Annotated in this window: 14 protein-coding genes and 1 pseudogene; 8 read left to right on the top strand and 7 right to left on the bottom strand. The window is 35.0% G+C overall.

Annotated elements, in window-relative coordinates; genetic code table 11:
* The first annotated feature begins 255 nt into the window (after positions 1-255).
* The 3 genes and pseudogenes from ABWU31_RS03120 to ABWU31_RS03110 form a co-directional block, all read left to right on the top strand.
* Positions 256-912 (top strand): exopolysaccharide biosynthesis protein, encoded by a 657-nt coding sequence (locus ABWU31_RS03120; protein ID WP_264339068.1) that lies wholly within the window; start codon positions 256-258, stop codon positions 910-912.
* A gap of 547 nt (positions 913-1,459) precedes the next feature.
* On the top strand, positions 1,460-2,293 hold the full coding sequence (locus ABWU31_RS03115; protein WP_353271068.1) for an IS5-like element ISWpi1 family transposase: 834 nt from the start codon (positions 1,460-1,462) through the stop codon (positions 2,291-2,293).
* Positions 2,294-2,315: 22 nt separating this feature from the next.
* Positions 2,316-2,613: pseudogene (locus ABWU31_RS03110) on the top strand (integrase core domain-containing protein); the annotation flags it as partial.
* On the opposite strand, the gene ABWU31_RS03105 reads toward ABWU31_RS03110, so the two are convergent.
* From ABWU31_RS03105 to ABWU31_RS03080, 6 genes are all read right to left on the bottom strand, one after another.
* The gene (locus ABWU31_RS03105) at positions 2,604-7,193 is read right to left on the bottom strand and encodes an NB-ARC domain-containing protein (protein ID WP_353271356.1); all 4,590 of its coding nucleotides are present in this window, start codon (positions 7,191-7,193) and stop codon (positions 2,604-2,606) included. The pseudogene ABWU31_RS03110 and the gene ABWU31_RS03105 sit on opposite strands and share 10 nt — an antisense overlap.
* Before the next feature lie 106 nt (positions 7,194-7,299).
* Positions 7,300-8,133, bottom strand: a complete 834-nt coding sequence (locus ABWU31_RS03100; RefSeq protein WP_353271068.1) for an IS5-like element ISWpi1 family transposase — start codon at positions 8,131-8,133, stop codon at positions 7,300-7,302.
* Positions 8,134-8,415: 282 nt separating this feature from the next.
* Positions 8,416-9,699, bottom strand: a complete 1,284-nt coding sequence (gene bioA, locus ABWU31_RS03095) for an adenosylmethionine--8-amino-7-oxononanoate transaminase (protein ID WP_353271355.1) — start codon at positions 9,697-9,699, stop codon at positions 8,416-8,418.
* The gene (gene bioD, locus ABWU31_RS03090) at positions 9,696-10,307 is read right to left on the bottom strand and encodes a dethiobiotin synthase (protein WP_353271354.1); all 612 of its coding nucleotides are present in this window, start codon (positions 10,305-10,307) and stop codon (positions 9,696-9,698) included. Before bioD ends, bioA begins: the two co-directional genes overlap by 4 nt.
* Positions 10,292-11,050 (bottom strand): methyltransferase domain-containing protein, encoded by a 759-nt coding sequence (locus tag ABWU31_RS03085; RefSeq protein ID WP_353271353.1) that lies wholly within the window; start codon positions 11,048-11,050, stop codon positions 10,292-10,294. Before ABWU31_RS03085 ends, bioD begins: the two co-directional genes overlap by 16 nt.
* Positions 11,019-11,675, bottom strand: a complete 657-nt coding sequence (locus tag ABWU31_RS03080) for an alpha/beta hydrolase (protein WP_353271352.1) — start codon at positions 11,673-11,675, stop codon at positions 11,019-11,021. Before ABWU31_RS03080 ends, ABWU31_RS03085 begins: the two co-directional genes overlap by 32 nt.
* A 54-nt stretch (positions 11,676-11,729) precedes the next feature.
* Between ABWU31_RS03080 and ABWU31_RS03075 the strand changes: the two genes are divergently transcribed.
* On the top strand, positions 11,730-11,867 hold the full coding sequence (locus ABWU31_RS03075) for a hypothetical protein (RefSeq protein WP_353271351.1): 138 nt from the start codon (positions 11,730-11,732) through the stop codon (positions 11,865-11,867).
* Between the two features lie 44 nt (positions 11,868-11,911).
* A protein-coding gene (locus tag ABWU31_RS03070) for an IS630 family transposase (protein WP_353271077.1) occupies positions 11,912-12,923 on the top strand; the annotation gives its coding sequence in 2 pieces (ribosomal slippage) (positions 11,912-12,373 and positions 12,375-12,923; 1,011 coding nt in all).
* Here ABWU31_RS03070 and ABWU31_RS03065 read toward each other — a convergent pair.
* Positions 12,880-13,914: an aminotransferase class I/II-fold pyridoxal phosphate-dependent enzyme gene (locus tag ABWU31_RS03065; protein WP_353271350.1), complete on the bottom strand. Its 1,035-nt coding sequence runs from the start codon at positions 13,912-13,914 to the stop codon at positions 12,880-12,882. The two genes, ABWU31_RS03070 and ABWU31_RS03065, sit on opposite strands and share 44 nt — an antisense overlap.
* A gap of 24 nt (positions 13,915-13,938) precedes the next feature.
* Between ABWU31_RS03065 and bioB the strand changes: the two genes are divergently transcribed.
* The 3 genes from bioB to ABWU31_RS03050 all read left to right on the top strand — a co-directional run bounded on the left by bioB (position 13,939) and on the right by ABWU31_RS03050 (position 19,735).
* Positions 13,939-14,883, top strand: a complete 945-nt coding sequence (bioB, locus tag ABWU31_RS03060; protein ID WP_410541737.1) for a biotin synthase BioB — start codon at positions 13,939-13,941, stop codon at positions 14,881-14,883.
* Between the two features lie 566 nt (positions 14,884-15,449).
* The gene (locus ABWU31_RS03055) at positions 15,450-17,177 is read left to right on the top strand and encodes an ankyrin repeat domain-containing protein (RefSeq protein ID WP_353271348.1); all 1,728 of its coding nucleotides are present in this window, start codon (positions 15,450-15,452) and stop codon (positions 17,175-17,177) included.
* Between the two features lie 62 nt (positions 17,178-17,239).
* Positions 17,240-19,735 (top strand): ankyrin repeat domain-containing protein, encoded by a 2,496-nt coding sequence (locus ABWU31_RS03050; protein WP_353271347.1) that lies wholly within the window; start codon positions 17,240-17,242, stop codon positions 19,733-19,735.
* Positions 19,736-19,936: the final 201 nt, after the last annotated feature.

The raw sequence follows: 19,936 nt of genomic DNA, 5'->3' as shown, positions 1-19,936 counted from the left end.
ATATTATAATAACGTTAAAGCACGTAGCTAATACCATTATTAGTACAGTATAAAGGGCCTTTTTGCCTATAATTGAAGAGTTTAAGCAAATTCATAATATACCTCATTTATCTTCTAATAACGAAAATTTGTATCGAAACAGATAAGACCATAAGTATGAAATTCAAAGAGGAATGAATCAGTTAAATCAAGAATAGATGTTGTGTTATAGTAGTGATTATGCTAATTATTGGGTCGTTTGGTTAAAAGGTAATTGTGAAAAGGGGTAAGAATTTGACTGAAGATAAAAAATTAGCATCTGATATTCTAAAAGAGGTTGCAGGTACTGGTACTGCTGATAGTGATAAAGTGACATTGTTTGACATTAAAACAGCTTTACAAGAACGTGGTTTTGGTATTTTAATAATCATCTTCTCCTTGCCGCTATCGGTGCCTATACCGGTTCCACCTGGTTATACAACTATTCTTTCTATACCTTTAATCTTGTTTTCATTACAACTTCTGCTTGGGTTTCATTCTCCCTGGATGCCACGTTGGTTGGAAAGGAAATCCTTTAAACGTTCAACATTAGCCCTTGTGGTTAAAAAAACTTTACCTGCATTAAAAAAAATAGAAAAGTTCATGAAACCGAGAATGTCTTTTATCTTCTGTGGGCCAGGTGAAAAGATTTTGGCATTTATAATGCTGGTTTGCGTATTGGTGATAGCCAATCCGCTTCCGTTGACTCACTTCATTCCAGCAATCGGTACGACTCTTATTTCACTTGGTATTATGAATAAAGACGGGCTTGTCTCGATACTTGGAGTGTTGGTATCCTTGTGTGGAATATTATTTGCTCTTATTGTAATAGTAAAAGGTCCACAGCTTATAATTAGTGCGTTTTCTTTTCTCAAGAGTTTTGCATACGGTTAATCTTGAGCTATTAGCAAATTAGATATTCTATAGAAATACCATGGCAACCAGTGTGGAAGCAAATTCTTTTGTTTACTGTTTGTGTCTCAAAAGCATAAAAAAGTACGTACTGTTGTGAGAACAATTTAAACAAAAGCGGCGTTTTAAAAGTAAAAGCTTGGAATTTTTACAACAAAGTTAGGCAAAACAGTTCATATGTAGATTTAGCGAAAGTAAGCCAATATAGGTGATTTCAGCGTATAATAAAATCACCATATAAAAAAGTTCGTATGTATCGTTTGGAAGTTCATACGATCCCAAAGAAATTTGTTCTCACGCTTACTGGTTTTGGGCGCTGGAAATGGTTGTGTTACTTGAGATCTTAATAGTATATTAATAAATTATAGCCTTTCTTATAATAGTCCGAATGCGATAAGATATGTGTTTATGGCTATAGCAGGCCAGTAGCATATTACGGTCTGTTCGGATTATTGTAAAAAGAGCTATAAGAGGTTGTCCGGAAACAAGTAAAAGGCTATAATATCTGAAATTTTAGTACGGGGTAAAGATGAGAAAAAAGTATCCAACAGATCTAAGCGAAAGGGAATGGGCAAGAATAGAAAAACACTTCAGAGTATCATACAAGAAAGGAGGAAGGCCGCCAAAGTATAGCAAAAGAGAAATATTAGAAGCAATTTTCTATGTATTGCGTACAGGGTGTCAATGGCGGTATTTACCAAATGATTTTCCGCTATGGAAGACTGTGTATGAGCAGTTCAGGCAATGGAAGAAGCAGGGAATTTTTGAGAAAATGAATTATGAAATTACAAAATATAGTAGAAGAAAAATAGGAAGGAATGAGCAGCCGAGTGCCTGTATAGTAGATAGTCAATCTGTAAAGACTACAGAAAAGGGGGGATCAAAGGCTATGATGGAAGTAAAAAAAGTAAAGGGTAGAAAAAGGCATATAATTACAGACACTCAGGGTTTTATACTAGGTTGTTACGTAGGCGCTGCTAACGAAAATGATAGAGATGGTATTAAAATAGCATTAAACAATATGAGAACAAAATATACTAAAGTTAAAAAAATGTGGGCTGACATGGGATACCAAGGAAGAAATTCAAAGAATCACATAAAGGAAGAATATGACATAGATATTGAAATTGTTACAAGGCCTCCATGTAGATTTTGGGTGCACAAAGATACGCCACCTGAGCTACTACCAACAAGAGAACAAGGGTTTAAAGTACAGCCAAGAAGATGGGTTGTAGAAAGGACTTTTGCTTGGGTTAATAGGAATAGAAGGCTATCGAAGGAGTATGATTTACTCACAACATCCACTGAGAATTTCATATACCTAGCTATGAGTAGGGTTATGTTAAAGAGGGAATATGCTTGAATTTACTAGTTTCCGGACAACCTCTAATAGCATATATGAAAGATTTCATAGAATTATACAAGATGAGCGTTACAACATTAGTTCTTTGAAAGATCTACAGGTTGATGTTGATCTTTGGTTGCGTTCTTATAATCAAACAAGACCTCACTCAGCGAATACTTCTACACCTATACAAACATTTTTTGACAGTAAACATATTTGCTTTTCAGAAAAACATTGGTAGGATTAGACAAGAGTCTTATATTAATTTTTACTACATCAATTCTTCTGTGTCAGATAAAATCTTGTCTTTTAAAGAAGATATTACATATTATTTCTGAAATCCAGTCGAGTTACTAACAACCGATACCTCATTAAGATAATTATTGGGTAACGATTTAAACTTCTTTGCAACATTCATAATTCTTGAACCTACCGCATTTGGATCTACATTTTTAATCTCTGCAATAAGTGCTTCTTCAACATCCATAGTTCTGTTCTCAGACACTTGCTTAGAAAATTCGGCAACCTGACTACTAAATTTTCCAGTACTCTTTACTCTTTTTATTCTATCATCAGCATTTAATAACTTCCTTTTTTTCCCTGTAAATTCTTCTTTATCCAATGAATCCTTGTGAGCAATTTCTACACTTCCTCTTTCCCTTGCTTTCTTATTTAACGAATACCCAGATGATGAGACCTCTCCACCCCCCTGTTCTTTTCTTGGATACGCATGCACACCACTAGACTCCTCTAGTATACCAATTGATGTTTGGAAATCCACTTCATTTAATCTTTCCATAACCAACAAAGCTTTCTCCTTGCAGGATCTTCCTTTAGCATGCTCACCTAAAATGTTATAAACTTTTTCAAGCATTAATAGCACTCTGTGTACAGTAGAAGCCTGATATTCGTCAGAATAATCAACTAAACTAATAACTTCCGAGCTCTGACTAACGTAGCTAAATACTTGCTTATATTTTTTAAAATATAAGCAAGTATCAATAAAGCCTTCTAGCGCTTCAGCTACTATTGTATGATATTTTGCATTATTGATACTAAATGAACCTTTTAAAGTCTTTAATACCATATCAAGATTATAATATTGCATATCATAATTCTCTAAATCTCTATAACCAATACCGAGTCTTAATCTTATTTTTAACATTGTATCAAGATCGCTAGTAGAAAGTTGTTCATAATAACTCAAGGCTTCCTCAAGACAATCGACTTCTTCATAATAATTGTCAGTATCCCTATGAGCACTAGCAATTCTGCACAAAAGGTCAATCAATTTGTGATAGGCAAAATCACCACTCGGATTAAAAAAAACACAAGTAACAAAGGCATTTTCAAGCGCAATCATCTCATAATAAATATTATTTTGTTCTTTATAATGTTGAGCTATTTCTAATAGTAAATCAGTTGCTTGGTATTTACTCAAAAAAGAATTTTGCTCAAAAACAAAGCTAATAAGTTTATCAGAAAACTCTTGTTCTGCTATAGAATACTCCAGTTCATTCTCAAGATCACAACATTCCATGACATATCTAGATGTTGAAAGAGAAGAATCGTGCTTGTCTAAAAAAATGGACATAGCTCTTTTAATTAGAACCTTCTTTATATGTGGGTTACTCCCAACCCTAGCAACAGCTAACAGAACCTTGGCTAATGACAATTCATCCTTATGATAATAACATTCGTAAACTGTAGACAGTAAATCCTCGTTTAAAATGAAACTAGTTTCTTCCACATAAGAGCCCAAAGTATGACAAGCATCAACCAGTTTTACAAAAGCTCCAGATACTTCATGATCATAAGGAGAACCCTGATTTCTATAAAGCTCTCTAAAAATCTCTATGCTCTTCTCAAGACTATTGATTTCTGCAACATTTTCTCCCAAATTTCGCTGAGCATCAGCAAGATTTAATAGTGCATAAGCTGTTTCAGAAGCACAACCAGGATAATTTTTTAAAATTTCTATACCTTTTTCAAGATATAAGATCTTTCCAATATCGTCTTGTAAAAATCCAGTAGCATTACCAAGTTTTATAAATACTTTAGCCACCTTCACCTGAGTTGCACCAAGTCGGGATTCAATCCTCAAGAGCTTTGTAAGCACTGATACTTCATTTTCTGCTATTTCCAGGTCGGAATATGCTTCAGCCAATAACCATAATAAAGGCTGTACATAACATCTTTCTACATCTGATGCACTTTCAGGATCCTTTGCTGCCCAACTCTCTACATGAAACAAAAACTCCTCTAAGTGTGGTGACAACTGTTCCTTCCTATCATAGTCTTCCACACCTTCAATACCAACAGGGAAAAGACTTTTTAGTAATTCATAAGTCTTTTTGATAACCTCTTTCGTTCTTTTCTGATCATCTAATTGTAATCGGATTACTTCTTGAACCAATCTTTGAACATTTAGTGTGCTTTGTTCTTGTTTACCGTTCACCATAGAATATCTTGTAAGCAAACGAATAGCTAACTCCAACTTATTCTCATCACCTCCCGCTAAATTTAAAAACATTCTCCTATCGATATTCCGAGGTTCAAGATAAGACACAATGTCCAAAATCTCTAAAGCCAGACATCCATGTTCTTTATTACTTAATATCATATCAAGTGTAACCTTCCACGTCGTAAAAGTTGTACTAGTATAAGTATTATCAACACCCATAAACACATCAGAACCAAGCAGTTCCTTTTTCTTTTTGTTATATTGATTCAAATAATTACTAAGACCAAACCTACCTGACCTTTGATCTAGAATATGTGACACTGCTTGTCGTAGAGCTAAGGGAAAAGATTCCACTATACTTACCAATTCTTCTATTTCTTCGTCTTGAGAATCATCCTTTATCTCCAGTCCTTTTTTTACAAATTGCAACGCATCATCTGATAACAACCCTTTTAGTTCTATACATCCTATTCCTTCCAATTCTCGATCACGAGAAGTAATTAAAATATAAGGCTTGTTATCACTAGATTTTAGAGAGTACAATGGTAAAAACTCCTTTAGACACTTAACATTCCAAGCATTATCAAAAATAAAGAGACTTTTCCTATCTGCAAAAAAACTATATACTTCTTTCACAATATCTCCTGCAGTCTTTTTCTTTCCATCTCTGCAATCAAGATTAATCCCCAACCTATTATCTCTAGCTAATCCAAGAAAAGACCGTACAAGCTCTGCCTTGCCCCCAGCATTTATCCATATTACATTTTCGTCGTAATCCCTGAAATATTTTTGCGCATACTTCCTAGCTAACTCAGTTTTGCCTATGCCACCCAACCCAACAATAGACACCATTTGTGATATCACTGACGTTTTTTCTGAACTTTGTATCCTACTATGTAAATCACTTAATTCTTTTTCTCTTCCAGTAAATAATGCCACTGGACCTTTTACTTCAAACCAAATCGGCTTTGAATTTCCTTTCTTCACTGCCTTTAAAATGGCTTTCTCATATTCAGCATATTCTAAAGCTGATTGAGTTCCACCAGTTCCACTTGAGTTATCTGAAGAAACTCTGGTGTCACCTCGACGAAGTGACAAACAACGTAGCATTGCTATTGGACTATTATCACTACTAGAACCTTCTGATTGTCTACTTTCCCCACCTCCTGGACCTTGTCCACCTCCTGGACCTTGTCCACCTCCTGGACCTTGTCCACCTCCTGGACCTTGTCCACCTCCTGGACCTTGTCCACCTCCTGGACCTTGTCCACCTCCTGGACCTTGTCCACCTCCTGGACCTTGTCCACCTCCTGGACCTTGTCCACCTCCTGGACCTTGTCCACCTCCTGGACCTTGTCCACCTCCTGGACCTTGTCCACCTCCTGGACCTTGTCCACCTCCTGGACCTTGTCCACCTCCTGGACCTTGTCCACCTCCTGGACCTTGTCCACCTCCTGGACCTTGATTTATAATCAAATCCTTTATACTATTTATTTCACTTTTAAGAGAAGCAATATCACCTTTCTGAGCTATTCCTTTGATTTTGATTTGTTCTAGTATTTCCTGAGCTTTCTCTTCTAAATTTATTCCTCCTAAAGTATATTGATACTCATCTTCTTGGACAGTTGAATTGCGATTCACGTGGACTGTTTTTCGCTTTTTCATTATAGCGCCAACCCCTTCTTCCTCAAAGCTTAAAGGATGTCTGTAGCCGTATTGATCGCCAGAAGTTCCGCAAAATTGTAAATACACAGAGTTTGATTCTTCCTTTATAATTATACCCGTTTGATTGTATACTTTATTAGAAGACACATATCGTCCATTGTGCTTAAAGCTAATTGAAGACTCATCTAATCCTTCAATGTCACCTAAAAGAACACCTTCTATTATCGAATCAACCGATAAATCCTCCAATTTTTCACAAGCATAGTATACTGCTCTAAGGACAGCACATAATGATAGCTTTGACAGGACTGGAGTATTAAGTCGACTACCTGTCAATTCTATAAATTGCTTTTCAAAACTTTGGAAAATTTTAATTCCAGCTTCCAATAAGATTAGATCGGAAGCAATCTTAGCTTTGGATTCAAAAATTTCAACAATTTTGTCAGCTTTTCTTTTTCTCCTAGACAGACTACTAATAACCGTACTAGTAACGTTTCTGGTAAATAATGTCGCTGAAGGTGCAGCTCCTAAAAAGGAACCGGTAACTGCACAACCTGCCATCGCCCCAGCGAATGAAACCGGAAATTCTTTTAAGACTTTTTTAGCAAATCCCCTTTTTGACATCTGGTGAGATTTAGCTGATTCGAATAAGATGTAAGCATTACTCATAAAAGATTCTGCAAAAAAAAATAATTTCCTCCCTACCTCCATGGGCGGTTGATGAACAAAAACTACTTCAGCACTTTCCCTTGAAGTGCCTGGTTGATCGCTTCTTCTCAAACTAATCATAATTCCCCCACATAAATCTAAGTGTTTTAATTGTACAAGTCAAAATTAGAAATGCAAATATTTTATTTCTAAATCAGTCTTAGAGGTTGTCCGGAAACTAGTAAATTCAAGCATATTCCCTCTTTAACATAACCCTACTCATAGCTAGGTATATGAAATTCTCAGTGGATGTTGTGAGTAAATCATACTCCTTCGATAGCCTTCTATTCCTATTAACCCAAGCAAAAGTCCTTTCTACAACCCATCTTCTTGGCTGTACTTTAAACCCTTGTTCTCTTGTTGGTAGTAGCTCAGGTGGCGTATCTTTGTGCACCCAAAATCTACATGGAGGCCTTGTAACAATTTCAATATCTATGTCATATTCTTCCTTTATGTGATTCTTTGAATTTCTTCCTTGGTATCCCATGTCAGCCCACATTTTTTTAACTTTAGTATATTTTGTTCTCATATTGTTTAATGCTATTTTAATACCATCTCTATCATTTTCGTTAGCAGCGCCTACGTAACAACCTAGTATAAAACCCTGAGTGTCTGTAATTATATGCCTTTTTCTACCCTTTACTTTTTTTACTTCCATCATAGCCTTTGATCCCCCCTTTTCTGTAGTCTTTACAGATTGACTATCTACTATACAGGCACTCGGCTGCTCATTCCTTCCTATTTTTCTTCTACTATATTTTGTAATTTCATAATTCATTTTCTCAAAAATTCCCTGCTTCTTCCATTGCCTGAACTGCTCATACACAGTCTTCCATAGCGGAAAATCATTTGGTAAATACCGCCATTGACACCCTGTACGCAATACATAGAAAATTGCTTCTAATATTTCTCTTTTGCTATACTTTGGCGGCCTTCCTCCTTTCTTGTATGATACTCTGAAGTGTTTTTCTATTCTTGCCCATTCCCTTTCGCTTAGATCTGTTGGATACTTTTTTCTCATCTTTACCCCGTACTAAAATTTCAGATATTATAGCCTTTTACTTGTTTCCGGACAACCTCTGAGCAAGTGTTATATACTCCACCAGAAAAATTGTCTTACTTTAGATAAAAACTTCCTGAAAAATAAATATAATGAGTAGTTTTCTAAATTCCTTCTAGTCTCAAAAATTATTACTAAATTACAACATTTATTGCTAAAAACTTAAGTAATATGACCATTTCCAGCGCTCAAAACCAACAACTGTGAGAATCTTTCGTTTTTGAATACATTGGTCTGGTAAAGTCAATATGAAAAAATCCTAATAACATTTCTGATCTTGTTATAAGCTTCCTCAAGCTCTGAAGTACTTATTGAATAGGGTGGTAATAAATAAACTGAATTGTTAATTGGTCTGATTAAAAGTCCTTGCTCTAAAAATTTTATCTTTAATGTTTGTGCCCCGTGAACATCAAAAGCTGCTATTGTACCAGTAACGCGTGTATGCTTAACACTCTCACAAGCTTCAGATAAATTTACTAATTCCTTTTTATGTATACTATGAATCCTCTTAATTGACTCCATGGTATCAGGCTTAATTAATAATTCTAAAGAAGCAATTGCGGCCGCACAACCTAAAGGATTGGCAGTATAGGAATGACCATGAGCAAACGCTTTAGTAAAATGTTCACTTAAAAATACTGAGTAGACTTCTTCGGTAACAACTGTGAGAGCAAGTGGAAGAAAACCTCCTGTTAATCCTTTGGAGATACATAAAAAATCTGGTATAATTTGAGTTTGTTCAAAAGCAAAATAAGTACCAGTACGTCCAAAACCGGTCATAACTTCATCACAAATTATCAAAATCCCATGCTGGCGTACTAAATTAACAACTTTTCTAATGAACTCTGGACGGCACATCCTCATACCACTGGCTCCTTGTACTAAAGGCTCTAGAATTAATGCGGCAATTTTGTGAGAACCAACACATAAGTAACCTTCTAACACTTCTAGAGAATGTTTTTCTTTATTTTCTATTTCTTCATCTTCATCCTGGATTTCCGGGAAAGGTATTGTTAAAATAGAAAATAATAGGTTTGAAAATGTATCATGAAAGCCGGACTTAGCACCTACACTCATCGCACCAAATGTATCTCCATGATACCCTCCTTCAAAACTCAGGAAAGTAGTTCTTTCACGGTTACCCTGATTCCACCAGTACTGATAGGCCATTTTTAGTGATACCTCAACAGCAGTTGAACCATTGTCTGAAAAGAAAAATCTGGATAATTTGTCTGGTAGTAGAGTTTTTAACTTTTCGCAAAGCGTTACTGCAGGCTCATGAGTAAAGCCTGCAAAAATTACATGTTCTAAAGTTATGCTTTGCTCATATATAGCCTGAGCAATCTTAGGATGAGCGTGACCGTGCAGATTTACCCACCAACTGGAAATCAGATCGAGGTATGGTTTATTACTCTCATCATAAAGATATGACCCATGAGCTTTCTTAATTGCAATTGGAAGTTTGGCTACTTTCTCTTGCGTAAAAGGATGCCATATGATTTTTCTGTCACGTTCGCTTAAATTCATTGTTCCAAGATAGCTTTTAATCGATTTGAGAGTGGTATTTGCATTAGATGTTCTCTATCAACTTTTTGCAGTCTGGGTACTGATGCTAAGACCTGTACCCTACCATAAAATTCTATTGCTTCAAGATTATCTTGATTAGGTAGTCCGTTTAAGATTACTCCCAAAATAGGAATATTTCTGTCACGCAGTACTTCTAGACTTAGCAATGTGTGATTAATAGTACCAACTGTAGATCTAACAACTAAAATTGTTGGAATGGCAAGTTTTTTGATTAAATCAACCATTAATGTGGTTTGATTAATTGGAACCAAAACTCCTCCAGCACCTTCTATAATTAAGTTATGCACTTTAGGTAAATCGATCTTATTAATATCAATACTGCCATTCTCCAGCGATGCTGCCAAGTGAGGAGATAAAGGTTCTTTATAAACAAAATTTTCTTTACAAACATTGGTGTTAGTCAAACTACTTATTTGATGACTATCTGTACCTAAAATACTTCCAGTCTGAATAGGCTTAAAATACGAGTATCCAGTGTGGAGACAAAGCCAGCTACTTATAGTAGTCTTACCAACGTCGGTATCTGTTCCTGTTATAAAGATCTGCATTGACTTAAAATTCCAAAAAATACTTCATAAGTGATGTTAATCTTGTCTGTATAGCTCTTAACTATCCTCTTCAGATCAGGTAGAAAAATTTTCTGGCTACCTTGATTTGCCCCTAAATTTCTAAGATACCTGATAAATTCACTTGCACTTGGAAAACACAGTGTAAATTCTTGTGAACTGAAAAAATATTTTTTTGGTTTTAGGTAAAGTAGATAATTTTCCAATTCCTGCTTAGATGGGTAACAATAAGTTGGTACAGGTAGTAAATATTTCGTAAAAATACTGGACCATTCATTAAACGTACCATCCAGTAAACATGAAAAAACAAAAATATCTGAATTATTGTATGACTTCTTTATCATCTTTTTTAAATTTCTCACCCATTGAAGTGCTAGATTTGAAATGATAAGGTCTTGAAAACCGAAATCTAGTATTTCCATATCACCTAAGATGAATTCAATCTCCTTATAACCTGCTAATTTTTCTCTTGTTTTTTCTAGCATATCAGGCGATATATCGTTTAAAGTAAATTTGCTTTCTGGAAAAAAAACAAACAAAATTTCTGGAATGTAGCCTGTACCTGTACCCAAATCTAAAATAGATTGTGGATAAAATTCAGGAAAACAACTTTTTAATAGATTTACTAGTTTTGCAGCACATTCTTTTTGAACAAAAGCTACATTATCATAAGACGAGCTTGCTCTACTAAAATTATCCTGTATGTATCTCTCTTCTAATTCCATCACAAAAACTTATAATTTGCTCCTGCACAAAATGATGCTCACATAGACCTAGACTGTGGTACCCCTTATTGTGCATAATAACTTTAATACCTTTTTTGAAATTATCATAGATAAGTTTTCGTGGCACAATTGTATCATTCGTTGCACCTAATATTAATAGTGGTGTATGCGGCAACTGATGTACTATAGTCAATAGTTCTAAATCTTGCATTAATTTTGCTTTATTCAGATAATTAAAAGAGTTGTGGTCTATCAAATTAACACCACAACTTTTATAAAAGGATATCAGGGTATTTATTGGATCCATTTGAAAATGCTGTATAATCTTTTTCAACTCTAACTTGCGTTTTTTGTGTAATCGTAAATCAAATCCTAAAAAATTGACAAAAGCTTGTACACCAATAATTCCATTAAACTTTACATTTAAGGAAGCTAGTTTTATTAGTCCAAGAGAATGTCCAATACCAATAAGTACACCATCTTCTGGTAAGTTTAGGTTTTCTTCTCCAAAATAACCAAGATCTAAACAATCGTAAGGAATTTTAGAGAAATATTTATTTATAAGAGGTTGAAAGAACTTATAATCAAACCCCCAACCGTGACAAAATACAAAGTGATAGTTCATATTTGCTGAAGAACATGCACTAAACAGTCTAGGTTGCTTTCAGTATGATTCACATTGAGTGCAATACGTAATCTTGATGTTCCAGGAGGAACAGTAGGTGGACGTATAGCAGAAACAACCAACCCTTGTTTCAAAAGCTTTTCTTTTGTACTCATACCAATTCCCATTACAGGGCAAACAGATGGACAATGATGGAAGAAAAGCCATACTGAAGTAAGTAAAATAGCGAGGTTTAAATGGCATTAAGATCAAAATTATTGGATGAAAAAGTAGTAGAATCAGCAAAAGAAATGCTGAAGAAAGTAAGGAATAATGCATATGTTTCAAAAAAACTAAATGCTGTAATTGCAGCAAAAAAGTACAGTATAACGGCTGTAGCAAAAATATATTGCATTTCAAGAAGCGCACTAACTTCGTGGGTAAAACTCTTGAAAATTGGCAGAGAAGAAAAACTGTTTGCTCCTTCACAACGTCGTAGAAAAACTAAATTAAATCAGGCTCAACTACAGCAAATTGAAGAGTGGATAGAAGAAAATCCTAATATCACCATTAAAGAAATGAGAATAAGAATCCAGGAAAAGTTCGGATTAAATATCAGCAAATCTACAGTACACCGCCATATGCAAAAGATGAAATTCTCATATATTACACCAAGACCAGTTCATAATGGACAAGATAAAAGCAAACAAGAGGAATTCAAAAAAAAATCTCAATGGAGCTATTAGCAAGTATCCAGAAAAAGAGCTATTTTTCTTTGATGAATCACGGTTTGGCACACATTCAAAAGTTGGACATGGGTGGTTTAAAAAGGGGATTAGAACACAGGTTAAAACAAAATTAGGTAGGCAAAATTTCTATCTCTATAGTGCAGTTAATCCTAGAAATGGAGAGAGTTCTAGCTTATTTGCACCAAATGTCAACACTGATTGCATGAACATATTTCTTGAGCAAATTTCGCAATATCTAGAAACACGAGAGGCTTTTCTCGTTATGGACTGTGCTAGTTGGCATAGGTCAAAAAATTTAAAGGTACCTAAAAATATCGACATTATATACCTACCTCCATACTCACCTGAGCTAAATCCTGTTGAGAGGCTTTGGTTATGTATAAAACAGAACATTTTGCGCAATAAAATATACGATACAATTGCTCTACTTGAGGGTGCTTTGTGCAAATTTATTACTTCTCTTGCCAGCTCCACAATTAAACAACTCTGCAATGTTTCCTATTTGACTGGACAACAATGAGAGTTGGTATCATTACAGTATCCTCATCACATAGAATTATTGGTATAATGTGTGTAACTGAATCACCTGTGTTAAATCCAAGATTTTGCAGGTTGTTTCTCAAATTTGCAGCCTTAAAGGATAAAGCCTGACGTTGATCAGTAAGATGTTGTACTAAATCCCAACTTTTAGCTGCTGCGCCAATTATCATTGGAGAAAGAGAGGTTGAATAGATAAACCCTGAACATTTATTGATGAGATAGTTCTTTATAATGTTAGAACAAGCAACATACGCACCAAAGCACCCTAAAGCCTTACTAAAAGTACCCAAAACTAGATGTGGAACTTCCTGAAGGTTAATGTAGGTAGATAAGCCATACCCATTATGACCAATAATGCCTGTTGCATGTGCTTCATCTAAATATAGAAAAGCTTCATATTCTTTACTAAGAGCAAAGATTTCCTCTATTGATACAATATCTCCATCCATACCGAAAATTGTTTCAGTAACAATGAACTTCGATCTTAAGTCATTTTTAAATTTTATAAGTAAATTACTCAAGTGATTCATATCGTTATGTTGATACCGTACAAGCTCAGCATCACTTAAAAATACAGCCTGATATAAACTTGCATGATTTAATTTATCAAAAAAGACAATAGGCTTGTTACCCAACACTGATTGATCTAATAAGCTTGCAAGAACCGTTATATTGGCCTGAAAACCTGAATTAAAGATAAGAGCTGACTCAGTTCTTTTGTCTTGGGCAATCCTCTTCTCAAGGTCTTCAAATATTTTTTTATTACCTGAAAGCAACCGAGAACCAGTGGATCCTACTCCAAACTCTACTCCAGAAAGCTTTGCTGCATCAAACAGTACCTCTGACTGACTTAGGCCAAGGTAATCGTTGGTAGAAAAGTTGATAAAACTCCCCAGGATAGCTTTTGGCAATTGACGATATTTTCCTTTACTCTTTAGTATATTATGATATTTTTCATATAGTTTATACACAACTTATTTATTAAAAGGTATTAAATTATGACAGAAGAATGGGCTTTTGCCAAGGCAGAACAAATCTTTCATCTTCCATTTCCCGAGTTAATTTATAAAGCACAAACAGAACATAGGAAGCAATTTAATCCTAGTGGAGTGCAAATTAGTACACTTTTAAGTATTAAAACAGGTAGCTGCCCAGAAAATTGTTCTTACTGTCCCCAATCAGCACACTATAACACCGGGTTACAAAAAGAGCCTTTGTTAGAAATTGCTGAGGTAATTGAAGCAGCAAAATGTGCAAAAGAGGCTGGAAGTAGTCGTTTCTGTATGGGAGCAGCTTGGCGTGGTCCACGTGATCAAGATTTAACAATTGTTTGCGAAATGGTCAAAGAGGTGAAAAAATTGGGCCTTGAAACGTGTGTGACTCTTGGGTTGTTAAAAGATTACCAAGCAAATATGCTAAAGGAAGCTGGCTTAGATTTTTATAACCATAATATTGATACATCTGAAGAATATTATCATAAAGTCATAACTACACGTATTCTCCAAGATCGCTTAAAAACGTTAGAACATGTACGTGCATCTGGGATTAAGGTCTGTTGTGGTGGTATTCTTGGTATGGGTGAGACTAATGAGGATCGAATAAAAATGCTAGTTCTCCTTGCTAATTTGGGTAATCCTCCAGAATCAGTACCAATTAATATGCTGATAAAAATTCCTGGAACTCCACTTGAGGATGTGGCCGACGTTGATCCGTTTGATTTTGTTCGTACTATCGCAATAGCAAGAATTATGATGCCAAAATCTTATGTACGTTTATCAGCTGGGCGAGAAAAAATGTCAGATGAATTGCAAGCATTGTGTTTCCTTGCAGGTGCTAATTCAATTTTTTACGGTGAAAAGCTACTTACAGCTCAAAATCCAGTACCTGAGCAAGACAATCACCTATTTCAAAGATTGGGGCTACGAAAACTTCATATATGAAATTAAAGGAATTTCTGCATTGACAGAAAAAAGATCTATTCCTTATTATAATTTTGCCTTAATTTTTTTTCATCCTCGGATAGATTGCTGTTAATTTAGCATTATATAATATTAAAATCTCAAGTAAAATAACCATTTCCAGCATTCAAAACCAAGGAACGTGAGAAGAGTTTGTTTTGGGATGGATTGGACTACCAAATGATCTGTGCGAACTTTTTTATATTATAATTTTATTATATGCCAAAACCAGCTACATTGGCTCACTTTCGCTAAATCCACATACGAACTAATTTCCCTGACTTTGTTGCAAAGATTGCAAGTTCCTATTTTCATAACCCTACTTTTACGTAGCTTGTTCTCACAAAGATACGATCTTTTTGGGATCTTTGAAGAAGTAAATAATTGAAATCTTTGTAATACTTGGTTGCAATGTTTTTTAGAGACAAAAGGTATTTTCCTATATCTGAATACAATAAATTTGTAATTCTGAAAAAAATATAAAACTATTGCTAATTATAATAATTGTGTAATAATTAAAACATAAGTTTTTAAGTTAAGGTAGTGTCGTGGGTAATCAATTGGAAGAAGTATCTAGTCCAATAAATATTCAAGCAGATTTAGAAGAGAACAGTATGGTTGATGGAATAGAAAAGCGGTCAAAAGAACAAGGTTTTTATGCAACACAGACCATACCAATTTATCAAGTTAATCAAAATATTACGTATTCATATTTAGCTACGCTCGATAGTCACTTAAAAACAGATGAGCATTGTGTACACGAAAGTAATATACATACTGACTTACTTAATTTTGCTTTTCATGGTTCCTTAGAGAAAGTTCAAGATCTATTAAACAAAGGAGCTAGTGTTGAGATAAAAGACAACAATGGTAACACGCCTTTGCATCTTGCTGCTGGCAGGGGCCACTTCGTAATCGTTGGAACCCTGTTAAAAAAAGGAGCTACTGTTGAGGTAATAAACAATGAAGAAGCTACTCCGCTGCATATCGCTGTTCAGATGGGTCACTTAAACGTAATTCAAGTTCTATTAGATAATGGTGCTGATGTTGATGCGCAAAAAGATAATGGTGACACTGCCTTACATATTGCTGCTAAAGCAGGCCACTTAGAAGTAGTTCAAGTTCTATTAGGAAAAGGGGCTAGTGTTGAGGCACGAAACGAAGAAGGATGCACTGCTCTTCATTCTGCTACTGAAATGGGTAAATTAAAAGTGGTTGAGTACTTTATAAGTGAAGAAAAAATCAATATTAACCAAGCAACCGATGATAATGACACTCCTTTGCATATTGCCGCTGAAATGTGTCACTTAGACGTAGTTCAATTTCTGTTAGAAAAAGGAGCCAGTGTTGAGGCACGAAACAACGAAGACTGTACTGCTTTGCATATTGCTGCTAGCAAGGACCACTTAGAAATAGTTAAAGCTCTATTGGGCCAAATGAATAATGCTGACATACGAAAGAATAGTTTCAAATGTGTATTGCATATTGCTGCTCGAGAGGGTTACTTAGAAATCGTTAAAGCTCTATTAGACAAAGGTACTGATATTAATGCAACAAACTATGAAGGCGATACTGCTTTAAATGAAGCTGCTGGATGTAGTCGTTTGGAAGTAGTTCAATTTTTGTTAGACAAAGGAGCTAGTTTTGAAGCACGAAACGAAGAAGGATGCACTGCTTTGCATATTGCTTGTGAGGTGGGCTGTTTAGGCATAGTTAAAGCTCTGTTAGAAAAGGGATCTGATGTTAATGTAGCAAGCGAAAAAAATGGCGATACTCCATTACATGAATCTGCTAGAATGAATCGCTACGATATAGTTGAATATCTTGTAGAGGAAGAAAAGGCTACTATTGATGTAAAAAACTTTAGAGGTGAGACTCCTTCCGATTTGGCGGATTCCAATGGTTACAAAGATATAGTTAAGTATCTTAGTCTTCGAGTAAGGGAGTGTCCCAAAACCTCGGGAAGTCTGGCTGACGATAAAAATGTGATACAGTATCAAAAAGTGACAGAAAATAAACACCTAACTATAACTAATAGAGCAATAAAGACCAGTTTCTGTGTAGGCATAATGACCATGTTGACAAGTGTAGCTATTGGATGTATTGCTATTCATCTTAGTTTATCAATATCAGCTACTGCTGCATTGATTGTTGGGGCCATTGCTGGTGGCATTACATATGCAGTATTAAAGCCTAATAGTAGGCTAAATGAATGTGAAGTGAATAGGCAAAGCTTACCTCAAATGCCTAAGGACGAATGTTGCATGTCATATTAGTTCTTGCATTTTATGTCATGCGTGTGAAAATGGTGTGTAGTATTTTTAACCGAGGTGGAGTTATGGAATTGAATAAATTGCAGGAAGTATTAAATTCTGCTAACGCTGATGTTGGTTTCAGTAAGAGTAATGTAGTTAGTAAAATAGAAGAGAGATTAAAGCAAGTAGATCCAGGTACATTGTGCCAATTAAGTTTTGCTGTTTTAAAAAACAACAAACAAATGGTAGAAACCCTTATAAAAGGAGGAGCTGATGTTAACACAATTGATGCGTACAATCGTGATCCATTATATTATGCTATCTCACAAGGGAACACAAGAATGGTAGAGATCCTAATAAAAAATGGAGCAAGTGTTAATAAGAAGTATAATGACGGAAGCACTCCTCTACATCATGCTGTCTTGAGCCAAAAAATAAAAATAGTAGAGTATCTTATAAACAATGGAGCTGATGTTAATGCGTTAGATGAAAAACGGCGCACTCCATTATACTTAGCTGGACGAAGTACAAAAATGGTCTCGATTCTCATGAAGAAGGGGGCATTACCTTTACTGGAAAACAGAGATATTGAATTTTTAAAGGATCTAGCTAAACGCATTAAAGATGATGATACAGAATATTTAAAGGAGGTAAAGGTAGAACAGAAGGAGGGGCGGGTAGATGATAAGTATGAGTCAATTAAATACTCGTTGCTGCTTAGTGATAACAGCTCTTTGACCTCTATTATTAAAAGGGAAAAATTCAAAAATTTAATATCTGATTGGTCTTTCAACGTACCTGATTTAAAAGATAACCAAAAAAATTTGAATAAGGCACTGTTAAATCTTCTTACAGACTTTCCATTTTGTGACATTACAAGGTTTGAGGACTTTTTACACGATAACAAAGGTGATGATCTAAAAGCTGTTCTCAATCTTCAAAGGGGAGAATCCAAATTGACAATACTACATGTAATACAAGGTATGGAGTATTTAGCAGTGGAAAAAGACATAGGTTGTGCAGTTAGTGCATTTATGACTTTACTTTTAAAATCTGGTGCTGATCCTAACATAGTTAACAGTAAAGGGCAAACACCTTTGCACTATGCTGCTTATTATAATACTTTAAATATACCTTTACTTCTGAAAAAAGGAGCACGTAGTCAACCTGACAGACAAGGAAAAACTCCTCTAGACATTGTAATTATTAACAAAAAACCTTTTGAAGTGAATCTTTTAGAACAGATCTTTTTAACTCAGGAGCAATTGGAAGCAAAAAATGATTTAGAAGGTGTTTGCGGTCATAGCTTTAACACTAATCGACTAAGAAAGTTTTTCAATCAGCACAAAGGAAATGAAGGTCTTAAAGAGATTCTCAATCTCCGTGATTGCGAAGGAAAGTCTCGAGTTTTTCAAAAGATTAGGGAGGCTTGTTATGGTAATGAAACTCATTTCAAAGAAGCAAAAAACTTGCTGCTAGAAGCAGGAGCGATTGATTACGAAGAGTGGAAGGACAAAAAACGTTTGCCTAAGCTTAGAACTCTATGGGATGATTTAATATTAGATCAGTCGGAAAAGTTGAAAATATTTTTGGGTAGGGTAAATAAATCCAAAGATATAGATGAGTTAAAACGCGTTGTAAACGAAGCTATAGAACTTGGGGTAAGGCTGAACTTTCCTAACCAGGGTAGTATATACGGAAAGGTATATGAAAAGGAATATAGTTTTACAGATTTTGTGATAAGAAAGATTAGTGAATTAAGAAAGAGTTCCGAAGGTTCAAGGAATATAGAGGTTGCTAGTGGTATAGTATGTCAATTGATATCAAAAGGGGCAATTTTGTACAACATAAGCAGTATATATGTAATTGACGAACTGGAAGAGTTTGAAAGCCACAAAGCTAATATGAAAAACGCTTATGCAGATTATGAGAATCGTGCTTTAGATTTCATAACAATCGTTCAAAGCGCAACAAGTGGTAAGGTAAGAGACGTAAAAATCGACAACTCTACTCTCTGTCTTGAATATTCACAGGATAGTAAAGTAGATGTTGCAAAGATTACAAATGGAGCAAGGGGTTTAGGTATCACTCAGGAAGGTGTACAATACGGAAGAGATATAGTAAAGATCGGTAAAAGTGAGGTAGAAATTATAACGGAAAATGGCATAAGGCATTACACTAATCTTGCAGACAATAGTAATATAGTGTTAACTTTCTCTACTAGTTTAGGAGAATTAGAAGTTAATTTGTACCCTGACAAGCAAGATAAAATAATAGTAGAAGTTAGTAACAAAGAGGAAATACTGGAAAAGTTCAAAAATTGTAAAGAAGAATTAGGTGAGAATTGCTCGCTTGGTGGATATTGGGTCTACGATGCTATTAAACAGGGATATTTTGAAAGGTCTGGAAAACTTTGTCAATCTTTTGAAACAATTAGTCTATCTAAAAAAGTCTCAGAAGGAGTCAAAGCAGCGGTAAAAGGTTTAAAGTGTGGTGATATAGTGAGTTCTTCATCCAGTAATATATTTCCTCCAAAAGCGATTATGCAGGAAGGTAAAGCAAGAGTACCAGGAGCATGAACTCAAAGTTGCTTAGGGTCAAGTTTTGAGTATTTTACTAAAATAGCTTTAACATTTTTTGGGGAATGTTTTAAATCCTATGGTGATGTTAAGTTAATAGCTTAAGAGATATTCTAAAGGAGTTATCTTATTTAAAAAATTACTTGGACGCTTATAGTTTTTTGAGCATAGCCTTTCATGTTAGATTCAAAGAAGACTGAA

Source organism: Wolbachia endosymbiont (group A) of Alloplasta piceator (genome assembly GCF_964028505.1).
Lineage (GTDB): Bacteria > Pseudomonadota > Alphaproteobacteria > Rickettsiales > Anaplasmataceae > Wolbachia > Wolbachia pipientis.
The sequence above is the reverse complement of the archived record's forward strand: the minus strand, read 5'-3'. Positions and strand labels throughout refer to the sequence as shown.

Bases quoted from the DNA above. Each gene is read 5' to 3' on its own strand.
- ABWU31_RS03115 (WP_353271068.1), top strand. From the start codon at position 1,460: ATGAGAAAAAAGTATCCAACAGATCTAAGCGAAAGGGAATGGGCAAGA.
- ABWU31_RS03105 (WP_353271356.1), bottom strand. From the start codon at position 7,193: ATGATTAGTTTGAGAAGAAGCGATCAACCAGGCACTTCAAGGGAAAGT.
- ABWU31_RS03100 (WP_353271068.1), bottom strand. From the start codon at position 8,133: ATGAGAAAAAAGTATCCAACAGATCTAAGCGAAAGGGAATGGGCAAGA.
- bioA (WP_353271355.1), bottom strand. From the start codon at position 9,699: ATGAATTTAAGCGAACGTGACAGAAAAATCATATGGCATCCTTTTACG.
- bioD (WP_353271354.1), bottom strand. From the start codon at position 10,307: ATGCAGATCTTTATAACAGGAACAGATACCGACGTTGGTAAGACTACT.
- ABWU31_RS03085 (WP_353271353.1), bottom strand. From the start codon at position 11,050: ATGGAATTAGAAGAGAGATACATACAGGATAATTTTAGTAGAGCAAGC.
- ABWU31_RS03080 (WP_353271352.1), bottom strand. From the start codon at position 11,675: ATGAACTATCACTTTGTATTTTGTCACGGTTGGGGGTTTGATTATAAG.
- ABWU31_RS03050 (WP_353271347.1), top strand. From the start codon at position 17,240: ATGGAATTGAATAAATTGCAGGAAGTATTAAATTCTGCTAACGCTGAT.